Genomic DNA, 22,177 nt, shown 5'->3' on the forward strand with positions numbered 1-22,177 from the left:
AGTATGATTGAGGATATTGAGTTAGAAACGCTTATCAATGAGATATATGAATATTATGGTTTTGACTTTAGTAGTTATTCACGCGCTTCTCTAAAAAGACGAGTAAACAGATTAATTCATCTTGATGGATTTAGGCATTTTCATGAATTTCTTTCAAGAGTTCGTTATGATCCTGAATATTATAAACGAATGGTCGACGAAATCACAGTTAATGTAACCGAGATGTTTCGCGATCCTTCTTTTTATGCCGTGGTTAGAAATGAAATATTGCCCTTACTGGGTACCAAACCTTTTATCAGATTATGGCATGCAGGATGTTCTACAGGAGAAGAAGTCTATTCGATGGCCATTATGCTAAAAGAAGCCGGTTTGCTCCATAAATCTTTAATTTATGCAACAGACATTAATGCCACTGTTTTAGAAACAGCCAAAAAAGGAATTTTCCCTTTGCGAATGATGAAAGAATACTCAGAAAATTATCGCGATGCAGGCGGAAAGGAAGATTTTTCTAATTATTATATCGCCAATTACGGTATTGCTAAATTTAATGAAGAACTGGCTGAGAAAATGGTTTTCTCACAGCATAATTTAGTTTCAGATACTTCATTTAATGAGTTTGATCTTATTTTGTGCCGTAATGTTTTAATTTATTTTGATAATAATCTTCAAAAAAGAGTGATTAATTTGTTTGATGAAAGTCTGTCTGTTTTAGGTTTTCTGGCCCTTGGAACTAAGGAAACCATAAAATATTCTATTCCTATGAGCAAGTACAAACAGTTGGACAAAGAGAAAATATGGAGGAAAATAAAATAATAGCAAATTGTAAAGTAGTCATAATAGGAGGGTCTGCAGGAAGCTTAAATGCCTTAATGCAAATTTTGCCTGATCTATCACAATTAAATGGTTTTGCTGTTGTAATTGTTTTGCACAGAAAAAGCACAGACGATCAGACTTTAGAGGAATTAATTGCTCTGAAATCCAGTATTACCGTAAAAATAGTAGAGGATAAAGTGCCTCTTGTACCGGGTTACATCTATGTCGCGCCATCTAATTATCATTTATTATTCGAAAAAAATGATACTCTTTCATTAGATATCTCAGAGAAAATCAATTACAGCCGTCCAAGTATCGATGTTTCGTTTGAATCCGCCTCAGAAATATATGGAGAAGCTTTAGTTGGAATTTTATTGTCAGGTTCTAATACAGATGGAACTTATGGTTTAAAAGCTATTAAAGCAGCAGGAGGAACCATTGTCGTACAAAACCCAACAGTAGCAGAGATGCCTTTTATGCCTCATAATGCCATTTTAAACACTAATCCTGATTTTGTTTTAGACAATCAGGAAATATTAGAATTATTACGTTCTATAAATATTTAATAATCTTAATCAAGATTTGGCATATGCCGCAAGGCACTAAATGTTGGTAGTAAGAATAAATTTAGCGTGCCGTAGGTACGCAATAGTTATCTTTTTATAGTTAAACTACTGAAAGATAGTATATTGTAAGTGTGATTTTAGTGCCTATGGGCACAAATTGTAGCATTTTAGACCTTGATTGTAACCACTATTTTTTAGGTTTTACTTCCTCATCTTCCGGAAGAATAACCTTATTCAGTTCCGCTTCTTTTTCAGCTCTTTTTTGTGCCGCTTTTCCTTTTCCAATAGGTAATCCTGCCGTTACATACAAAGATCTGTTATAAACATCGGGTCCGTCGCCTTTCATGACAGGAACCAGCCCGTAGTAGTATTGCACTGTTACGTTTAAGCCATTGCCAACATTCATATGATAACCAACACCAAGGGCAACTCCGGCATCAATAACACGAATCTGGTCACGGATATTCTTTTTATATACGACATCGTCTTTTCCTACTTCTTTTTTAAATTCATCAAAAGCTTTCGCTAATAAACCAAGCTGAGGTCCTGTTTTTATATAGATTCTGTTTTTAAACTGATATTTAATTAAAATAGGAACATTAAAATACCTGATTTCGCGATTCACACTTCCTCCGGCAAAAGTATTATCCAGATTTTCATCGTTCAGCGAATACACCGGAATTCCGTGCGCACCCATTGGCGATTTTACGATTACCCCGGTATTAATCATCCATGCAGGATTTTTTTTAGATCGAATGTCAAAATAAAAGCCCAAATTAAAGCCTACATTCGTTCCTGAAGATTCAAGACCTGAAATTTCAGAAAAATTCACACCACCATCCAGACCAAATTCAAGAAAAGGAGAATTCAGTTTGTCTCCAAAAATTAAGGAAATTAAAACTTGCGAGCGTGCAGATGTCATGCTAAAGAAAGCGATAAGTACTAATACACCTTTTTTCATATAATTGCGTTTAAAGTCCAAAACGATACTGAAGACCAGCTAAAACCTGAGTTCGGCTTCCTAAAAAACCAACTTCTGCGCGAAACATCATGTGTTTATTATATTGAAATTGAGAACCTATCAGAAAGTTCCACATATCCTTAGGCGCTTTTTGAAGCGAATATTGTATAGTCGAAGAACCTGCCGTGCTCAAAGCGCCATCCATCGTTGTTAAAAAAGTTCCTGCTTTTTCTAATGCCCGATCTGCAGTATTGTGTTTGGCAATATTGACCGGATTTGCTTGTTGTGCAGGCGTTAAAGCATTCCACCATGTATCTACTTTTGCTTGGTTTTCAGAAACTTTGTCTAATCCGCTATCGACCTTACCTTGTGCGCCATCTAAGTCAATAACATCAGATAAGGCAATATTTCCGTTTGTATCGCCCGATATGTGTACCCTAAACGCACCTACCCAAAGGGCAATATTTCTTTCAGGTTTACGCAATTTAAAAGTCTTTCCTAATCTTGGTCCAAAAATATATGAAAAAGCAGGTTTATCCAGAGCGCTTACATCTGTCCAGCTCATATTCATGTCTAATGCAAACCAACCGCCTCCTATACCTATCGTCGGTGTCAGACCCAGTCCAAATGTGGTGGCATTAAAATTGGCTTTTGTGCTAAAACTCGCCACCTGCGACCAATTATTGTCAGCATCAGGAACCCAGATTCCCGCATTAATTTTAGTTGTTGAGTTTGCTTTTCCAAAAATTCCATAAACATTCAGGAAAGGTAACAGCCAGACATCGGGTCTGATAGTTAGTGCGCCGGCTTCAACTGATGATTTATCAAAACGAACTATTTCGTCTAAATTATATAAAGGTCCGTTATTAAAACCTACTTCTAAATCTTTGATTGTAATTTCAGAATCCTGCCAGAAATAATTTATTGAAAGTCCGGCTGAATAAGGTAATTTATACCCTTTTTGTGCCACTTTTTCTCCCCAAATAGGCAAGGCGTATGGATATTTCTCTATTTTAAGACTGTCTTTTAATTCCTTATTTTTTTCTCCTACTATTTTTTCGGTGTAGACCTGTCCAAAAATTTGAATGCTAAATAATAATAAAGAGGCTGATATTAGTGTCTTACATTTCATTGAATTTCGTGTTTATAATTGTTAATTAATAGAACTGCGTAAAATAAATATGTACTAATGTATTTTAGGAAAATTTCGGCTTATCTTTTTGTATTACAGGCGGGTAAGAAATTAGGCTTTTAGATAGTTGAACTTAATTTATATGTTAATTATTGTTAAAGTTAAATAAATTTTCTTACCATTTATCATAATTTTTAAGAAAGTACCACCTGTCAGTCAACTTTTTTTGATCAAATTTTCAGGAAGTTTCTCTTTTTTACCAACATCATTTTCAAATATTTAGATTTTTATAATAGAAATATATCTTACTTTTGTGTTGTGAAATGGATAACAATCATATTATCGATTTATTTAATGGCGCTCTCCAATATGCCTTGTGCAGATATGGAAGTAAATAGTGCTGCTCATAAAACAGCACAATTTTCATCAGAAGCACATCATACGCACGATAAAGACAATGATTTGTGTTCTCCTTTTTGCGCCTGTAACTGTTGTGGCGCGCAGGTTTTAAGTTATCAGGCGCATTTGAATTTTGAATTTCCTGTCTCACATCTCATTATTTCGATACCATTACCCAATTACAATTCTGTTTTTGCTTCCAATTTCTACGGAAGTATTTGGCAGCCCCCTCAAATAGCATAATGATTGCCTGATTAATTTCAGGTTAGAGAGTTGTGGATTTTCCACAGAAGTAATAGGCAGAAATGTGCCTAATTTCTCACGTCATTATACCTTAAAATGTTAGATAAAATCATACAATTCAGTATAAAGAATAAGTTCGTTATACTGTTATTTACCCTTGTATTAATAGCTTGGGGAAGCTATTCGCTCAAACACTTACCACTGGATGCTTTACCGGATATCACCAATAATCAGGTACAGATCATCACAACGGCACCTACTTTGGCCAGCCAGGAAGTCGAACAACTCATAACGTATCCACTGGAACAAGCGGTAAAAACAGTTCCGGATATTATAGAACTCCGTAGTATTTCGCGTTTCGGACTCTCGGTTGTTACCGTTGTTTTCGAGGACGATGTCGATATTTACTGGGCAAGAGAACAGATATTTCAGCGCTTAAAACAAGCTGAAGAAAACATTCCTGATTATGCAGGATCGCCTGAATTAGCGCCTATTACCACAGGTTTAGGCGAAATTTACCAATACGATGTTTACGCCAAAAAAGGCTATGAAAACCAATACGACGCGGTAAAACTAAGAACCATTCAGGATTGGATTATTATTCCGCAATTGCAGGGTGTTAAAGGTGTTGCAGATGTAAGTACCTGGGGCGGAAAACTAAAACAATACGAAATTGCTGTAAACCCCAATACCTTAAATAGTCTGGGTGTGACGATCACAGAGATTTTTGATGCTTTAGAAAAAAACAACCAAAATACGGGCGGTGCTTATATCGAAAAAGATCAGCTGGCGTACTTTATCCGCGGTGTCGGAATGGCAAAAGGAGTACAAGATTTAGGAAACGTAGTGGTTAAAAACCGAAATGGTTCTCCCGTTTTAGTGCGCGATGTTGCCCAGGTTCGCGAAGGCGTTGCATTGCGTTACGGAGCATCAACCAAAGACGGAAAAGGAGAAATTGTTTCCGGAATGGTGTTGATGTTAAAAGGTGAAAACTCCAGCGCAGTGGTAGATAGAATCAAAGAAAGAATGATTCAGATCAATAAAAGTTTGCCCGAAGGCGTAGTGGCCGAAGCTTTTATTGACCGCGGAAAACTAGTAGATAATGCAATAGGAACGGTCACAAAAAATTTACTTGAAGGCGCTCTGATCGTGATTTTTGTCCTGATTTTATTTCTTGGTAATCTTCGTGCCGGTTTAATCGTGGCTTCGGTAATTCCGTTAGCCATGCTTTTTGCTATTATATTAATGAATGCCTTTGGCGTAAGCGGAAACTTAATGAGTTTGGGCGCAATCGACTTTGGAATCATTGTCGATGGAGCAGTCATTATTGTCGAAGCTACGATGCATCATTTGCAGCAATTGAAACGAAAAAAAGAATTATCGCAAAGCGAAATGGATGTAGAAGTCTACAATTCGGCTTCGAAAATCAGAAACAGTGCGGCCTTTGGAGAAATCATCATTTTAATTGTTTATCTGCCAATCCTAGCTTTGGTCGGAACCGAAGGAAAAATGTTCAAACCGATGGCTATGACCGTTGGTTTTGCCGTTGCCGGAGCATTTGTGCTTTCGCTGACTTATGTACCTATGATGAGCGCTTTATTCTTATCTAAAAATACAGAACACAAAGAAAACTTCAGTGACAGAATGATGGCTCGTTTAGAGGCCTTTTATACACCATTATTAGAAAAAGCACTTCAATTTAAAAAGATTGTTCTGGGAATATCAGTTGGTTTATTTGCCTTTGGATTAATTGTCTTTAATAGTATGGGAGGTGAATTTATCCCAACGATCGAAGAAGGTGATCTGGCTATAAACGCCACCATCATGACCGGAAGTTCGCTGACGCAGATGGTTGAAACGACCACAAAATACGAACAAATATTAAAAGCTAAGTTTCCTGAAATAAAAACTATCGTTACCAAAATAGGAAGCGGAGAAATTCCAACAGATCCAATGCCTATTGAAAGCGGGGATTTAATTATTGTTTTAAAAGACAAAAAAGAATGGGGTCGAAAATACCACAATTGGGAAGAATTGGCTAATGCCATGAAAGAAGAAATGGAAGTGATTCCGGGTGCCAACATTGAAATTTCGCAACCCATACAAATGCGTTTCAACGAATTAATGACCGGAAGCCGAAGCGATATTGCCATCAAAATTTTTGGTGATGATCTGGAAATCCTTGATGCCAAAGCTGCCGAGTTAATTTCGAAGATAAAAAATATCGAAGGAATTGGAGATCTAAAAGCCGATAAAGTAACCGGTTTACCGCAAATCACCATCAAATACGATTACAATAAAATTGCCTTATACGGATTGAATATTTCGGATATCAATCAAATTATACGTTCATCATTTGCGGGAGAAAGTGCCGGAAAAATTTACGATGAAAGCAAGAGATTTGATGTCGTTGTGCGAATGAATCAGGACAATCGAGCTGATATTACCGATGTAAGTAATTTGTTTATCCCTTTACCAAACGGTCAGCAAGTACCGCTTTCACAAGTGGCCACAGTGGATTATGAACAAGGTCCGGTACAAGTAGTTCGTGAAGACGGAAAGCGCAGAATCACCGTTGGATTAAACGTTCGCGGCCGCGATATAAAAAGTGTAGTAGAGGAAATTCAGCTAAAACTGGATAAGAACTTTACACTTCCTGCAGGTTATTACGTCACCTACGGCGGACAATTCGAGAATTTAATCGAAGCGACAAAACGACTTTCGATCGCGCTGCCAATAGCACTGGGATTAATATTAGTGTTGCTTTATTTCACTTTTAAAAGTTTCAAACAAGCAGCATTAATTTTTACCGCCATTCCATTATCTGCCATTGGTGGTGTTTTTGCCCTCTGGCTGCGGGGAATGCCGTTTAGTATTTCGGCAGGAATTGGTTTTATTGCCCTCTTCGGAATCGCGGTTTTAAACGGAATTGTATTAATATCCTACTTCAATCAATTAAAAACAGAAGGAATATTAGATCCGCTGCAAAGAGTTTTAATTGGAACCAAAACCAGATTACGTCCCGTTTTAATGACAGCAGCCGTAGCTTCTTTAGGATTTTTGCCAATGGCATTGTCAACAAGCGGCGGAGCAGAGGTGCAAAAACCTTTGGCAACCGTAGTTATTGGAGGTTTATTCTCTGCAACCTTATTGACACTGATCGTTTTACCGATTTTGTATTTAATGCTGGAGAAATTTAACAGCAAAGAACGCAATGAAGATTTAACCACAGAGAACGCTAAGTTTTTCACAGAGGATACAAAGAAAAAAAAAGATTAAAATGAAAACACGAAATAATATAAACATCAAACCTTTTGCGAACTTTGCAAAAATAGTTTTGCGAACTTTGCTTTTAAAACTTTTTTTACCGTATTCAAAAGCCTTTGTGAACTTTGCGAATCCTTTGCGCTCTTTGCGGTTAAATCCAGCCCAATTGGCAAATAAAACTTTGTGGTTAAGCATATTCTTATTGGTTAGCACGCTTTCGCAGGCACAAGAAAAAATAAGCTTAGAAAAAGCCATAGCACTTGCCAAATCAAACAACATAGACTTAAAAATTGCCGATAAGGAAATAGAAAAACAAACCGTTTTAAAAAAGACTGCATTTCAGCCCGATCCACTCCAAGTACAATATCAGGGCGGACAATTCAACAGTGCCGATTACGACCACAACGTTTCGGTTCAGCAATTTTTCCCAATGGGAAACATTACAAAAGCCAATCGTCAATTGCAGGAAGAGTTGGTAAAACTGGCTGAAAAACGAAAAGCTTTATCTGCTTACGAAATAGAAAAAGCCGTAACCTTGTCGTATTACCAATATTTGTACGGCGTTTCGATTCAGAAATTGAACTCGGAACTCAATGATATTTACACCAAATTCCTAAAGAATGCCGAACTCCGTTTTCAAACCGGAGAAAGCGGTAATATCGAAGTAATCAGCGCTAAAGCGAAAGTAAAAGAGATCGAAACGCAAAAAGCACAATTAGAATATGATTTGGCGATTTACCAAAGGCAATTGCAATTTTTTGTTCAGACCGATGAAAATATAATTCCGGATGATACAACATCGTTGCAATATATTATGCTGCAAGAAGCATCAAACCCAAAAGCAGAAGTTTTAATGACCGATTATTACCAACAGCAGATTTCGGTATATCAAAAAGAAGCCAATACGCACAAAGCAATGCGAACGCCTAAACTGGGATTGGGATATTTTGCGCAAACCATCAACACCGAATCGTTGTTTCAGGGGTTTACTGCCGGATTGCAAATTCCGTTGTTTGGGGGCGTAAATTCGGCGAAAGCCAAAGCATCAGAAATCAGTATTGCGCAGTCAGAATTGGCTTTAGATAAAAATAAATTAACGCTCAATCTGCAAAAACAAGAATTAGAAAATAATTTCAGTAAACAGCAAAAAGCATTAGAGTATTATCAAAAAGAAGGATTGCAGTACGCCGATCAGATCATCAGTACGGCACAAAAAAGTTATGCAAATGGCGATATGAGTTATTGGGCATACATCAGTTTTTTGAATCAGGCAATTGATATTAAAAAACAATATACAGAAGCAACCCATACTTTTAATCAAAGTGCAATCGAGCTGCAATTTCCAACTATTAAAAACAATTAAAATGAAAAATATAGTTAAAAACTTAACCGCAAAGGAGCTTAATTTAACCACAGAGAACGCGAAGGAGTTTTCGCAAAGTCCACAAAGTTTAAACTCTTTGTGTACTCTGTGTTGTTCTCCCTTTGTGAACTTTGTGGTAAAAAATATGCGCTTTCTTTATTTTATAATATTTGCGCTTACCTTAATAAGCTGTAATGAAAAGAAAGCAGAAGAATCTCAGGAAGAAGAAAGTTCGCAAACAGAAGTCGCTTTAAACGAATCACAATACAAAACCGTAGGAATCGAAACTGGATTTGTAGAAAACAGAAATCTGAATAAAGTCATAAAAGCCAACGGTTATACTACAGTTCCGCCGCAAAACTCTGCCGAAGTTTCGACTTTGATAGGAGGAACCGTGAAGGATATTTTTGTTCTCGAAGGCACTTATGTCAACAAAGGAAAAGTTTTGGCGACGATTCAGAATCTGGAAGTGATCGAAATGCAGGAAGATTATCATTCGGCGACAGCCAATATCGAATATCTGCAATTAGAATACAATCGCCAGAAAACCTTAAGCGATGAAAATGTAAACCCAAGGAAAGTTTTTCAGGAAGTAAAATCAAAATTGGCAGCAGAAAGAGCGAGAGCACAGGCAGCAAAAAATAAATTGGATGCCTTGCATGTAAGTGCAAAAGGCAGTACTTCGCTGGTACCTATTGTAGCGCCAATAAGCGGTTATGTGGGGAACATCAAAATTGCAAAAGGAGCGTATGCGCTAACCGGAATCACATTGTTTGAAGTAGTCGATAATAGCCAGATGCATTTGGATCTGAATGTGTATGAGAAAGATTTAGGTTCTATTTCGATCGGACAAGTTATTGATTTTGTACTGACAAATCAGTCGAACAAATCGATAAAAGGAAAGATATTCGGAATCAATAAATCATTTTCTAACGAAAGTAAAACCGTTGCCGTTCATGCCAAAATCGAATCAGATGATGCAAAAGGACTGATTCCGGGAATGTATGTTTCGGCCAATATTAATATCATAAATGCTACCGTGCCCGCATTGCCAAAAGATGCTGTAGTGCGAAACGCAGATAAGTATTTTGTTTTTGTTCAGGAAGATGATCATAAAGACGACCATCAACATGAAGAAGGAAAAGAGGAAAAAGGTGCAGTACATGAAAAGGAAATTCATTTTAAAGCCATTGAAGTAATTCCCGGAACAACAGATTTAGGCTTTACCGAAGTGAAATTTGTAGATAAAATTGATCCGGATGCGAAGATTGTGACCAAAGGCGCTTTTTATCTGCTTTCGGCCATGAAAGGCGGAGGAGAGCATAGTCACTAAATTTTTTAGGAGCTAAGTGGTTGAGATGCTAAGACGCTAAGTTTTTTTAGCTGGTGTAGCATTTACTCGCAAAGGCGCAGAGGCGCAAAATTTTCTAGTATTATCTTTTTAAGTTTTAATATAGAAAATCAAAAGAAACTTAAAAAACTTTGCGACTCTGCGTCTTTGCAAGATTAAATAAAACGCTACTTATAGACAATTGGCTCAAAATCCGTAAATTTAGAACCTATTTAAACAAAGTTTAAAACTTTAAACTTGAAAAAATAAAACTTGATACTCATTTTATGGAACACATACATACAGAAGAAAAAATAACAAAAAAGAAACCGAAACAATCTGCCTGCTGTTGCTCACATGACGAACCTGTTCATTCTGATAATGACGGACACGATCACGGAGACGGACACGATCATGAACATAATGCTGAGGGCAGTTTGTTGAAATTATTTTTACCCGCAATAATCTCCTTTGTTTTATTGCTTATCGGTATTGGGCTTGACAATTATTTTCCGCAGACCTGGTTTACGGGTTATGTTCGAATTGCCTGGTATATCGTGGCTTATTTACCGGTTGGACTTCCGGTTTTGAGAGAAGCGTACGAAAGCATTATGAAAGGCGACGTTTTTTCAGAATTTTTCCTGATGTGCATTGCGACAATTGGTGCTTTCGCAATAGGCGAATATCCCGAAGGTGTTGCCGTAATGCTGTTTTATACCATTGGAGAAAATTTTCAGGGATTGGCGGTAAGCCGTGCGAAATCGAATATTAAAAGTTTACTGGATCAACGTCCGGACGAAGTCAATGTTTTAGAAAATAATGTTGCCACAAAAGTAAAAGCGGCCGATGTTGTGATAGGATCTGTAATTCAGCTTAAAGCGGGAGAAAAATTAGGTCTGGATGGCGAATTATTATCGGATACTGCTTCGTTTAATACGGCGGCATTAACTGGTGAAAGTAAACCTGATACCAAAGTAAAAGGAGAAACAGTTCTGGCCGGAATGATCAACGGAAATACGATTGCACTGGTAAAAGTAACTACGGCTTATAAAGACAGTAAATTGTCTAAGATTCTGGAAATGGTACAAAATGCCACGACCAAAAAAGCGCCTGCCGAATTGTTTATCAGGAAATTTGCCAAGATTTATACGCCAATTGTAGTGTATCTGGCAATTGCGATTTGTTTGTTGCCGATGCTTTTTGTAGATAATTATGTCTTTAGCCAATGGCTGTACAGAGCTTTGGTTTTTCTGGTAATTTCATGTCCTTGTGCCTTGGTAATTAGTATTCCGTTAGGATATTTTGGCGGAATTGGCGCGGCGAGTAAAAACGGAATTCTGTTTAAAGGAAGTAATTTCCTCGATAGTATTTCAACCATTCAGAATGTTGTAATGGATAAAACCGGAACCATGACTGAAGGTGTTTTTAAAGTTCAGGAAGTTATTATTCAGGAAGGTTTTGATAAAGCCGAGATTCTGAAACTCGTTAATGTTCTCGAAAGCCAAAGTACGCATCCCGTTGCAACGGCAATTCACAATCACGTGGGGCAGATTGATGCTTCAGTTGAGTTGAAAAACGTGGAGGAAATTTCCGGACATGGTTTAAAAGCCGAGATCAACGGAAAAGAATTGCATGTGGGGAATTTCAAATTGATGGATAAATTCAAGATTTCATATGATATTGATCCAAATTCGGTTGTTTATACGACGATTGCCATTGCGTACGATAACAAGTTCGCAGGATATTTGACCATTGCCGATGAAATTAAAGAAGATGCGCAGCAGGCAGTAAGCAAACTAAAAGCATTAGGCGTTAAAGTAACCATGCTAAGTGGCGACAAAACCAATGTGGTACAATTTGTTGCGGATAAATTAGGCATCACAAATGCTTTTGGAGATTTGCTTCCGGAAGATAAAGTGAATAAACTCAACGAGATTAAAGCCAAAAACGAAACCGTTGCTTTTGTTGGAGATGGAGTAAATGATGCGCCTGTAATAGCCTTAAGTACCGTGGGTATCGCAATGGGAGGTTTAGGAAGCGATGCCACGATCGAAACCGCCGATGTTGTGATTCAGGACGATAAACCAAGTAAAATTGCGATGGCGATAAATATCGGGAAACAAACCAAAAAAATTGTCTGGCAAAATATCACGTTGGCTTTTGTCGTAAAAGCTTTTGTACTGATTCTGGGAGCCGGCGGACTTGCCACAATGTGGGAAGCTGTTTTTGCCGATGTTGGAGTAGCGTTGCTGGCGATATTAAATGCCGTAAGGATTCAGAAAATGAAGTTTTAAATTAAAAAAAGCTATAAAGAAGCCGTTTCAAATACAATTTGAGACGGCTTTTATATTTAAATGTGATTTTTTACTCGTATTCAGGAATAACAACCGACGTATACAAACTATACATTTCCCATCCCAAAGACTCGTAGAATGCTTTACCTTCTTCTGTGGCTACTAAAAAATTATGATGTACATCATTCGCTAATGCAATCTTTTCAAGTTCTTTCATCAGGAAAGAGGCAAGACCAATCCTTTTATGATTAGATCCAGTCGAGATTCTATCGTAAATTGCTACATCATCAACAAGAACAACATGTCCTGTTGAGGCTAGCTCTCCCTGTTTCGTTACAATTCGAACAAGATAAGTAGCATTGTAATGTTCAAATTCCAGCTTATAATTATCACTTAAAGTACAGTTCCGAAAATCCATTTGATGAAAACAAGCCATCATATATCCTTGAGGCTGAATAATCCATTTGGGATGTATTTGATTTTTAAATTCATCAGGCGAAGAACAAACTTTTAAGAAAATACCGGGTTCATCAATAGATTTTGATAATTCAAGAAAATCATTATTCAGTTCAGCAAATACAAAGCGTCTTTTTTGATTAGGATAACCAACTTCAACCTTAAATCCTGATTTGTATCTTTCAGGTAATGGCAATTTTCTTGATAATGACCAGGCTGTCAGCCATTTTTCTAAAATACTACGAAGAATATTTTTTTTAATCATATGCTAAAACCGGAATTATAAAGTTATAAAAGCAATCTGTATAATTATTTTTTCAAATGCGTTGGAATCTGAATTTCTCCGTTACCAAAAGACCAATTCTCTAAACCATTATTTTCTAATAAAACAATAATGACATTATTGATTAAAATCTCGGTTGAGGTCGAAATTCGTGTCGTAATCTGATGGTATAATTTTTTCTTTTGTTCTAAGGTTCTTCCTTGTCCTGCCGTAATTTGCACGTAAATAATATCTTCAGAATGTGAAATCCCAAGATAACTTTCAGGATATTTTATCTGATGCGGTTCCAGTTCTTCAATGACATGAAAATAATCGTCTTTTGGGATATTAAATTCGGCTATTAAAGATTCATGAATAGATGCTGAAATAGTATTTTTTGTTTCTAATGAAAGCTTTTTGGGAAGACTGATTCTAACGAATGGCATTTTTTTGAAATTTAAATTTTTATAAAAATAAGGAATAGTAAGCGATGGAAATAAGAATCGTATTAAAAATTTAATTCTATTTTATTCCCTTTATTCTCAATTCTAACGGCTGTTTTATTACTTTCAGAAGGTGTTTGCGTAGGATACCAATTTCGATCTGGTTTCACGATAATTAGTAAACCTTCATCATCACCAACAGCTGAGAAGAGATCGGTATTGTCATTCTTGCTAAAAAAATCTAATCCATGTTCTTCGATTAATTGATTTCCTAATTTTAATGGATTTTCATTTACGATTCCAATTTCACTAATATTTAAAATAGCTTTAGAACTGAATGCTTCTGTTTGCGCATTATCAAGATCGTGTCGGGCAATAAATTCTAATAAATTGCCATTATTGTCGTAGAAATAAACCGCATTGGCATTCCAGTTTTCGAAATTGGTAATGACTTTTTGATCTTCAATAAAAATTAAATCTACTTTGCTTTTACACCAATCAATGGCTTCGTCTAACTTGTTTTCCGGAATATTGAAAGCAAAGTGATAAATAGATTTAAACTCAGGATTTTCTAAGAATTCAAGAACCGAATTGCCTGCCTGAATGCTCACCGAATTTTTGGTTTTTTCTATAATAGGAAGATCAAGAATGTCTTTATAAAAAGTGGCAGTTTGTTGTATATCGCTAGATTGAATTTGAATATGTTCTAACTTCATGATGGTATTTTTTATAAGAAGAAAAAAAAGCTTCTTTCGTTTCAAACAAATTTAAGAAATGATAGAAGGATTACGATTCACAAGCTATTTTATACTTCAATGAAAGGATAGTAAATTATGATTAAAGTTTATCTTATTGTAATGCCTAATTTTTTAAACACATAGAAACATAGATTTAAAACTGCAATTTAGATACTTTTAGAAAATCATGATTTTTTCACAAAGTGCTATGAGATTTATTTTTAGTGAAACGTCTTTCTGCATTTAGTTGAGCTATGTTTCTATGTGTTTAAAATAAAAAAAAGCCCATTTCATAAAAGAAACAGGCTTTGTATATTTGAAAACTTTGGGGCAATTTGCAAATCATTTTTATTTCGGCATTGTTGGCGTCATAATTCTTCGTGTTGGTGTACTCAAAGTTTCTATAAAAGCCAAAAGATCGCTGATTTCTTCTTTGTTTAAATTCAGTTTTTTAAGCATAGGATCTGCTTTTGGAATTAATGAATCTCTCGCTGTTCCCAGATATTTTTTCTGAACAGGAGACGGGTTTCCTAAGTTGTACAATTCCACCACATCCAGTAAAGTCGGGAAATGTCCGTGATGCATCCAGGGTTTTGTATTGGCCACTTCACGCAATGTTGGCGTTCTGAATTTGCCAATGTCTTTTACATCTTTGGTCACATTATAGCGTCCGAAATCTTCATTTTTTGTTCCGAATAAAGTTTGACCGTCATTATGAAACTGATTGTCACTGAAATAAGGCGTATTATGGCAATTGATGCATTGCGCTTTGGTTCTGAATAAATGCAGGCCTTTTACCTGAGCATCTGTATAGGCTTCAGACTTTCCGCTAATGAAATTATCAAATTTACTTTTCGGGCTATTAATCGATCTTTCGAAAGTTGCAATGGCGTATTGTATTCTTTGCAGATTAACTTTTTTGTCTCCAAAAGCCTCAGTAAAAAGAGGATTGTAACCTTTTATTTTAGCGATTTTATCAACGGCAATTGTCAGTTTTTCATTCATTTCAAGCGGATCTCCAATCGGGAATTGCGCCTGATCTTCCAAACTCTTTGCTCGTCCGTCCCAAAATAAGGATGTGGCATACGCCGAGTTTAAAATCGTCATCGAATTACGTTTCCCCGTTTGGCGATCGTGACCAAAAGAACGCGTTAAATTATCTGTCCAGCCCAATTCAGGATTATGGCACGAAGCGCAGGCAATTTGTCCGCTAAGAGACAATCTGGGATCAAAAAATAATATTTTACCCAGACTTTCTTTTTCTTTCGAGTATCGGTTATAATCCGGATACGGAACAGCAGGAAGCACGCCGATATCCTGAAATGTAGCTTTATCGACATTTTCGTGTAGTTCCGCTGCCGGCCATTTCGTAGCATCTCCGCTGGAATATAATTTTCGCAATTCCTGAATGTCTATATAATCAGGCTGTTCAACGCTTTTATAAGCCGTTAAACTCAAGAGTAATAGGAGTGGGAGGATTAGTTTTTTCAATTCTTTTGTTTTTGTTTGATTTGTTTCAGGTTTCAAGTCCGTTTTCAGTCTCAGTCCCAGTTTGCGTTTTCAAAAAACTTTGTCAAAGTTTTAAACTTTGACAAAGTTAGTGCGACTGCGACTGCGACTGCGACTAAAATCTAAAGCGTAACTTCCTTAGGACACGGGATACTTAAAGCTGTTGGTTTTGGATAAACTCTATTATTATACATTCTGTATTGTGTCGAAACGGTTCCTCCAAAGAGTTTATCGTTTGTGAGTTTTAGCTCAAATGAGATTTCAAACAAACCGGCACTGATTTCCTTATAAGTACCTTCACCTGAAATTGCAATGATGTGAGTATTTGAGGCACTGGATCCAATAGTTAAATCCTGCGGAATCACCAATACGGTTCCCTGCGTTTTGCTGTTTCCGTTTTCGGGAAAAAATTCTAAAGCAGAAGTAATATTAAATCCCGGAGAAATAGCAGCAGATCCACTTTCGTTTGAGAACCATCTTTTTAAGCCAAAAGAGTTTATTGTATTTGTTCCGGTAGCAACATTAAATCCAATTTTAAAGGCATCGTGGTACACATCGTCATTAGGATTTGCTGTTCCTTTATCGCTGTAAAGTATTGCATTCTCATTGTCCTTCGTTACCACAACAGGAAAGGTTAAAGCATTAAAAGTCTGCCATGTGCAATTTCCGTTGTTGTTAAACCAGTGTTCGCCGTAGGTTAAATAAAAAGCATTCGTAGGATCTGTAAACTTTGACGCGGGATATGCCTGTAAATCCCGTGGTGATTTTGTTGGTTTTACAATTGTTAAGTTAATGCTTCCGGTTGCATTGTAATTTGGAATATTTACTAAGGTTATTTTTGACTCATAACGCGCATCATCATTCTGAAGATCTTCCAGCAATGTCAAATGATAAGTTACAGAACTTCTGTTATCTCCATAATCATCATGAGTAAGGGCGTATTCGAAACCATTTTGAAATTTAAAAATTGAAGCATTCTCTATTTCAGAAGGAAAAAATCCGTTAGGGAAATTTACTTTAAAATCGATTGTCTCGCCAACTACGCCTTGTATTACATATTGATTAACCGGAAAAGTATAATTGGTTTTAATTTCACCTAAATCAATTTTGAAAGTATCATTTGGATATTCTGTATTCAGGTTTCCGATATGAACTGCAGGATCAGATACCGTTTCTAATTTTAAAGTGATACTTTGATTGTCCGTCCATCTTTTATCAAAAGAAACAAAAATGGTATCCGTTACTTTGTTTCCTTCAAATACTAATTGACTGACCGGGTTTGCTGTAAAGATTTCGTTATCGCCAGTCGATGAAACTGCACTAAAATTGGCCGTTACAGCACTTTTAAGATTACGGGTTGTTAAGGCAACCGGAACTTTTAACGTTTTTACAGAGCTGTTTACATAAGTAGATTGAGGTGCCAGACTTCCGTTTACAGAAGGATATTCTAAAGGCACGTTATCTTTTGCCAAAAAATTAAACCTTAAAAAAGGATCTATCTCAGAACCTAATTTATAATCGTCTTTGGAGCAAGAAGTTATTAATAGAGCTATAAACAATATGCTAAATATCTTAATACGAGTCATTTTGTTGTAAGTTAGGGTTAAGATTAGTGTTGAACGTTGGTATTGGCAGAACAAATTTTAAAGAAGGATATGCCACACTGCAACTAGTAGAAATACAACCGTCATTTCTGGAAATATTTTTATGATTGCGTACGAGATCAAAGAATAAATGGCCTTCAAAACAAAGTTCTTTTCTTCTTTCTAAAAGAATATTTTCTTTAAGATTGGCTGTATTGGTTAGCAAAGTCGCATTTGCACGGGCGCGAATACTATTAATATCTGCCATTGCTTCACCTGGTTTATTGGTTTCTAAAGCTGCTTCGGCGCGGATTAAATACATTTCGCTTAATCTAAAAGCAACATAACCGGCATTATTTTGGAATTTTTTAGTGAAGTTGTAATTCACAGAAGTAAGAACGCCATTTACTAATGTTTGAAGTGATTGTGTAAGTAATAGTTGTTTTCTTAAATCTGTATTTTCATAAAGAGTAACCAAATCATCAGAAGCAACATATTTATTGTAACTGGTTGCCGAAGTATATCCAAAATAACTTGACATAGAATTGCCGGCAATACCTTCTGAATCTCTTGGAATCGAAAATTCTAATAAAATTTCAGAAACCGGAAGATCTGTTTTTGCCCATTCTGCAAGGTAATTTTCTTTTTCTGTTAACCTAATCCCGGAATTTGTGATGACATCATTTGCAGTTTCGTAAGCATTTGTCCAGTCATTTTTTTGCAGATATACTCTTGCCAGCAGCGCTTTTGCACTGTTAAGGTTGAAATAAGAGTAAACTGGGCCTGAAAGTACTAAAACAGAGTAATTGTCAATTGCTGTTTTTAGATCGGTTATAATTAAATTATACGTATTGGCTACAGTTTCTCTTTCGGGATATTCTATTCCTGCTTTTATTGATTTTGTGTTGTAAACAATCCCTAAATGAGAAGCATCTGAGGTATAACTATAATTTTGGCTGTAAACCTGCGATAAAAGAAAGTGTGCATAAGCTCTTATGGTCAATGCTTCTGCTTTAATTTGTTTCTTTTCTTCGTCAGTCGCATCGGTTAGGGCGGGAGTATATTCTAAAATTAAGTTAGCCTGATTGATGATATCATAACTTGCGTCATAAAATGATTTGTAATTACTGGTAAGCGCCAGATCATCAAAGGAATAAACCTGCTCAATATTCCCTGATGGAGAAATTTGTCCTCTGCTGCTTCCGGAAGCTGTTGGGGTAAATTTTAAATTTCCTCCTTGCAAATCAGCATAAACAGCAAAACGTTCATTTTTTACATTAGCTTCAAGCTCAGTATAAAGTCCGGTTAAAGCAGTTACTACTCCTTGCTTGTTTTGCAAAAGCTCATCGACAGAGGTTTGAGTTCCGGGTTCCTGTTCTAAGAAATCACTGCAGCTTTGTAGTGAGAATATCAGGAAAAAAAGTGTGATGTATTTTGAATATTTCATTTCTTTAAAATTTAGCATTAACTCCCAGCGAGATTGTTCTTGCCTGAGGATATATAAAACTGTATTCTCGTATTCCGTTCATTCCTTTCGGACTTTTTTCCTTATACCAATATGCCACATTCGAAGCATCTGCAAAAACAGACAGAGCATCCAGAAAAGTATTTTTTAGGGGTACATTATAACTTAAATTAATATTGCTGATTCGGACATAAGTACCGTCATATATGTACTTACTTAAATTAGGAGTAATAGGTGAAGATGTTACAGCTGACTGTGAAACATTATCACCTGGATTTCTCCAGTAATCGTATGCATTTACAGAAAGATTTCTATTTAAAGTATTGGAATACTTGTCAATATAAACATCACCAACAAAGACATCGCCTCCAAGTTGAAAGTCACCTCTTACAGATAAGGTTAGATTATTATAAAATGTAAAACTGTTATAAAAACCTCCGTAGGCATCTGCCTGTGTGTCACCAATTGGTACCCAGTCTGCAACAGTATGAGAATCATTATACGTTTTGGTATCGTATATTTTCCCATCCTTTTCTACAAGATCTCTACCTGTAGCGGGATCAACTCCAACCCATTTTATTCCCCATAAAGTAGTTGTGCTATAGCCTATTTTTTGTGCTAAGGCAAGATTTCCTAAAGCGTAATCACTTCCTAAACCTTTTAGATCGGTTACTTTACTTTCGACTGTAGAAATATTGAATGTTGTAGTCCATTTAAAAGCATTACTTTTTATCCATTTAATTCTGGTAGTCAATTCAAAACCTTTATTATACATGCTTGAGGCGTTTAACTGAACAGAATTATATCCGGTTTCTGTTGGGATATCTCTTGTTGTAATTAAATCGGTTTTGTTGTCATAATAATATTCTAAAGTCAATTCGATTCGTTTAAAAATATTAAAATCAAAACCAACATTAAATTTTGTGTTTTTTTCCCAGCTTAAATTCCCGTTTGGAGCAGCACCGGTCGTTGCTCCGATATACCCGTTATAATTGTTTTGGCTAATATTATATAAACCTTTCGCTCTGTAAGAACCAATTCTTGAATTTCCGGTAGAACCGTAACTCACTTTAAATTTTAAGAAATCAATCCATGTACTTGACTGTAAGAAATTTTCATTGCTTGTAATCCAACTAAAACCTGCGCCGCCATTAAGAGCAACGTTTGTATCATCTCCAAAAACAGAACTTTCGTCACGTCTTAAATTAGCTAAAACATAATAACGTTTTTTATAGTTATAATTCACCTGAGATAGAAATGAAACTCTCGAATTATAGCTAATTTCACCTCTGGAACTCTGTCCGGCTTTAGATTCATCAACCAAAGGAGTTGCAGGATTATCATCTCTGACAGCATCACTGATTTTATTAATTTGATCCGGATTGACAAATCCTACTCCGGATTTAAAATTGAAATCTGTTTTATCTTCAGATAATTCAAAACCTGCGACACCATCAATTTCATGATTTTCGTTTAATTGTTTATTAAATAGAACTTGTCCCTGCCAGTTCCATTTTGTCGAATTTCGTTGATTGAGAATTCGGCGTCCCCATGCAGGATACAAAATTCCGTTAAGTGTAAAAGATCCATTAAACTGACCACTTTCATTTGCAGCAGAAAAATAGCGATCCTGCTCTTTATCTGTATAGTCCATCCCGAAAAGCGTCGAAAATTTTATAGCCTTACTAAGCTGATACGATAAATTTAAACTTCCAAGAAGACCAAATGTCTGCGACTGATTTTTATTTTGTTCAATAGCAGCCAGCGGATTTCCTCTTGTAATACCGCTTACTCCCAAATCTGCATAAGAACCGTCTGCATTGTAAACTGCGAGAGTTGGCAAATAAGCAAAACTAGAAAAGATATTTGGGGCATCTTTTTGTACGTAACTTGGATTCAGCATTAAGTTGGCACTCCATTTCCCTGAATTGAATCCCAGATTAATTCCTGCGTTTAATTGTTTGGTATCATTACCTAGTTGAGGTTCATCAATTTTTAAATAGCTTACGTTCGTACGATAGGAGAATTTTGAAGTCGATCCCGAAACATTAAAATTGTATTTGTTATATATTCCGCTTCTGTTTAAAACCTCGAACCAATCTGTATTTATACCATTATAAGCAACAGGAGTATACCCTGTTGTGGTATTTTTCATGTAATCATTTCTAAGTTCAGTAAATTGTTCTCCACTTAGATATTTAATTCTGTTAATAGCAGAAGAAATTCCCAATTGGTTAGAGAAACCAAATTGTGTTTTTCCTTTTTTTCCTTTCTTGGTTGTAATTAAAATTACGCCATTTGCACCGTCAGCACCATAAATACCCACTGCGGCAGCATCTTTTAAAACGGATATCGTCTCAATATTTTCAGGAGCAATTTTCATTAATGGGTTGGCTAAATCTTCGGAAGTATCACCACTCCCGTTAAAAGAGATAGCGTCAATCGCATATTCTTCACTCATTACAACACCATCAATAATAATTAATGGCTGCGTAGAAGTTCCGGTTTTTGCTCCGGTTAAAGAAGATAATGTTCCTTGTCCACGAATATTGATTTTGACCGGACCACCAACCCCAGAAGTATTTTCGACCATTACACCGGCAATTTGCCCCGTAATCATTTTATCGATACTTTCTGAAGCTTGCTCAACAGCAATATCTTTTGCATATAATGTAGAAATACTTCCCACAATCTCTTCCTTTAGCTTTGTAGTACCATAAGAAGACGTAATCACAACCGGATTTAATTCATCTGTAGCTTCTTTCAAATAAAAAACAAACTGCTTTTTGTCATCTGCTTTTTGTAATTGAGGTTCCATTCCTAAAAATCCAACTTCAAGCACCAAATTGTTGATGTCGTTTCCTTTTAACTGATATACAAATTTTCCGTTAAAATCAGTTATAGCGCCCATTCCGGTTCCTTTTATACGAATGGTTGCTCCGGGAAGCGGCTGTTTGTCTTTGGCTGTGTAAACCGTTCCGCTAATGAATCTTTCTTTTTCATCAGAAGATGTCGCAGCTGATGCAGCAGGAGTAGCGTTCGTTAATAAAACCTGTTTTTTCTGGATATAAAATGAAATATTTTTACCGGCAAATAATTGCTTTAAAGCAGTTTCTAAAGTTACATTCTGAACATTAATATCTGCCAGTTGATCCGCATCAATTTTTCGGGCGTTATAAATAATCCTAAAATCGGTTTGTTCTTCAATGGCTTTAATAATCAAACTAATAGGTTTGTTTTTAAGCTGTAAACTGATGTTTTTATTCTGAGAAAAACCTTTAAAACTGGATAAAAGCAAGGCTAGGAAAAATAGAATTTTCCTTAAATCGTGTATCGTAAAAGTCATGTTTATTT

The 22,177-nt window shown here is 36.1% G+C and carries 16 protein-coding genes; 7 read left to right on the forward strand and 9 right to left on the reverse strand.

The features are described 5' to 3' along the window. Positions 1-3 precede the first annotated feature (3 nt). A complete protein-coding gene (locus tag FLP_RS11695; RefSeq protein ID WP_065449690.1) occupies positions 4-813 on the forward strand; it encodes a CheR family methyltransferase in 810 nt (269 codons plus the stop codon). Then, a complete protein-coding gene (locus FLP_RS11700; RefSeq protein WP_065449691.1) occupies positions 795-1,379 on the forward strand; it encodes a chemotaxis protein CheB in 585 nt (194 codons plus the stop codon). Before FLP_RS11695 ends, FLP_RS11700 begins: the two co-directional genes overlap by 19 nt. A 187-nt stretch (positions 1,380-1,566) precedes the next feature. On the opposite strand, the gene FLP_RS11705 is transcribed toward FLP_RS11700, so the two are convergent. Next, a complete protein-coding gene (locus tag FLP_RS11705; RefSeq protein ID WP_065449692.1) occupies positions 1,567-2,340 on the reverse strand; it encodes a porin family protein in 774 nt (257 codons plus the stop codon). Positions 2,341-2,350: 10 nt separating this feature from the next. Continuing rightward, entirely contained in the window at positions 2,351-3,472 is a 1,122-nt protein-coding gene (locus FLP_RS11710; protein ID WP_065449693.1) for a hypothetical protein, read from the reverse strand. Between the two features lie 318 nt (positions 3,473-3,790). Between FLP_RS11710 and FLP_RS11715 the strand changes: the two genes are divergently transcribed. The 5 genes from FLP_RS11715 to FLP_RS11735 all read left to right on the forward strand — a co-directional run bounded on the left by FLP_RS11715 (position 3,791) and on the right by FLP_RS11735 (position 12,368). Next, positions 3,791-4,114: a DUF6660 family protein gene (locus FLP_RS11715; RefSeq protein ID WP_243397529.1), complete on the forward strand. Its 324-nt coding sequence runs from the start codon at positions 3,791-3,793 to the stop codon at positions 4,112-4,114. Positions 4,115-4,210: 96 nt separating this feature from the next. Beyond that, positions 4,211-7,393: an efflux RND transporter permease subunit gene (locus tag FLP_RS11720; protein WP_065449695.1), complete on the forward strand. Its 3,183-nt coding sequence runs from the start codon at positions 4,211-4,213 to the stop codon at positions 7,391-7,393. 154 nt (positions 7,394-7,547) lie between these two features. Continuing rightward, entirely contained in the window at positions 7,548-8,744 is a 1,197-nt protein-coding gene (locus tag FLP_RS11725) for a TolC family protein (protein WP_243397528.1), read from the forward strand. Between the two features lie 145 nt (positions 8,745-8,889). Continuing rightward, positions 8,890-10,077, forward strand: a complete 1,188-nt coding sequence (locus FLP_RS11730) for an efflux RND transporter periplasmic adaptor subunit (RefSeq protein WP_243397527.1) — start codon at positions 8,890-8,892, stop codon at positions 10,075-10,077. Positions 10,078-10,361: 284 nt separating this feature from the next. After that, a complete protein-coding gene (locus FLP_RS11735; protein WP_065449697.1) occupies positions 10,362-12,368 on the forward strand; it encodes a heavy metal translocating P-type ATPase in 2,007 nt (668 codons plus the stop codon). Between the two features lie 70 nt (positions 12,369-12,438). Here FLP_RS11735 and FLP_RS11740 read toward each other — a convergent pair whose 3' ends face one another. From FLP_RS11740 to FLP_RS11770, 7 genes are all read right to left on the reverse strand, one after another. Further along, entirely contained in the window at positions 12,439-13,089 is a 651-nt protein-coding gene (locus FLP_RS11740) for a GNAT family N-acetyltransferase (RefSeq protein ID WP_089477438.1), read from the reverse strand. A 44-nt stretch (positions 13,090-13,133) separates the two neighbouring features. Further along, the gene (locus FLP_RS11745; protein WP_065449698.1) at positions 13,134-13,532 is read right to left on the reverse strand and encodes a tautomerase family protein; all 399 of its coding nucleotides are present in this window, start codon (positions 13,530-13,532) and stop codon (positions 13,134-13,136) included. 62 nt (positions 13,533-13,594) lie between these two features. Then, positions 13,595-14,245 (reverse strand): VOC family protein, encoded by a 651-nt coding sequence (locus FLP_RS11750; RefSeq protein ID WP_065449699.1) that lies wholly within the window; start codon positions 14,243-14,245, stop codon positions 13,595-13,597. Between the two features lie 369 nt (positions 14,246-14,614). Continuing rightward, positions 14,615-15,757 (reverse strand): cytochrome-c peroxidase, encoded by a 1,143-nt coding sequence (locus FLP_RS11755; RefSeq protein WP_083195882.1) that lies wholly within the window; start codon positions 15,755-15,757, stop codon positions 14,615-14,617. A 140-nt stretch (positions 15,758-15,897) separates the two neighbouring features. Continuing rightward, the gene (locus tag FLP_RS11760; RefSeq protein WP_123921668.1) at positions 15,898-17,247 is read right to left on the reverse strand and encodes a hypothetical protein; all 1,350 of its coding nucleotides are present in this window, start codon (positions 17,245-17,247) and stop codon (positions 15,898-15,900) included. A 100-nt stretch (positions 17,248-17,347) separates the two neighbouring features. After that, complete coding sequence (locus tag FLP_RS11765) at positions 17,348-18,805, reverse strand: RagB/SusD family nutrient uptake outer membrane protein (protein WP_243397526.1); 1,458 nt, start codon at positions 18,803-18,805, stop codon at positions 17,348-17,350. 4 nt (positions 18,806-18,809) lie between these two features. Further along, on the reverse strand, positions 18,810-22,169 hold the full coding sequence (locus FLP_RS11770; RefSeq protein ID WP_065449702.1) for a SusC/RagA family TonB-linked outer membrane protein: 3,360 nt from the start codon (positions 22,167-22,169) through the stop codon (positions 18,810-18,812). Between the last annotated feature and the right edge of the window lie 8 nt (positions 22,170-22,177).

Source organism: Flavobacterium piscis (assembly GCF_001686925.1).
Lineage (GTDB): Bacteria > Bacteroidota > Bacteroidia > Flavobacteriales > Flavobacteriaceae > Flavobacterium > Flavobacterium piscis.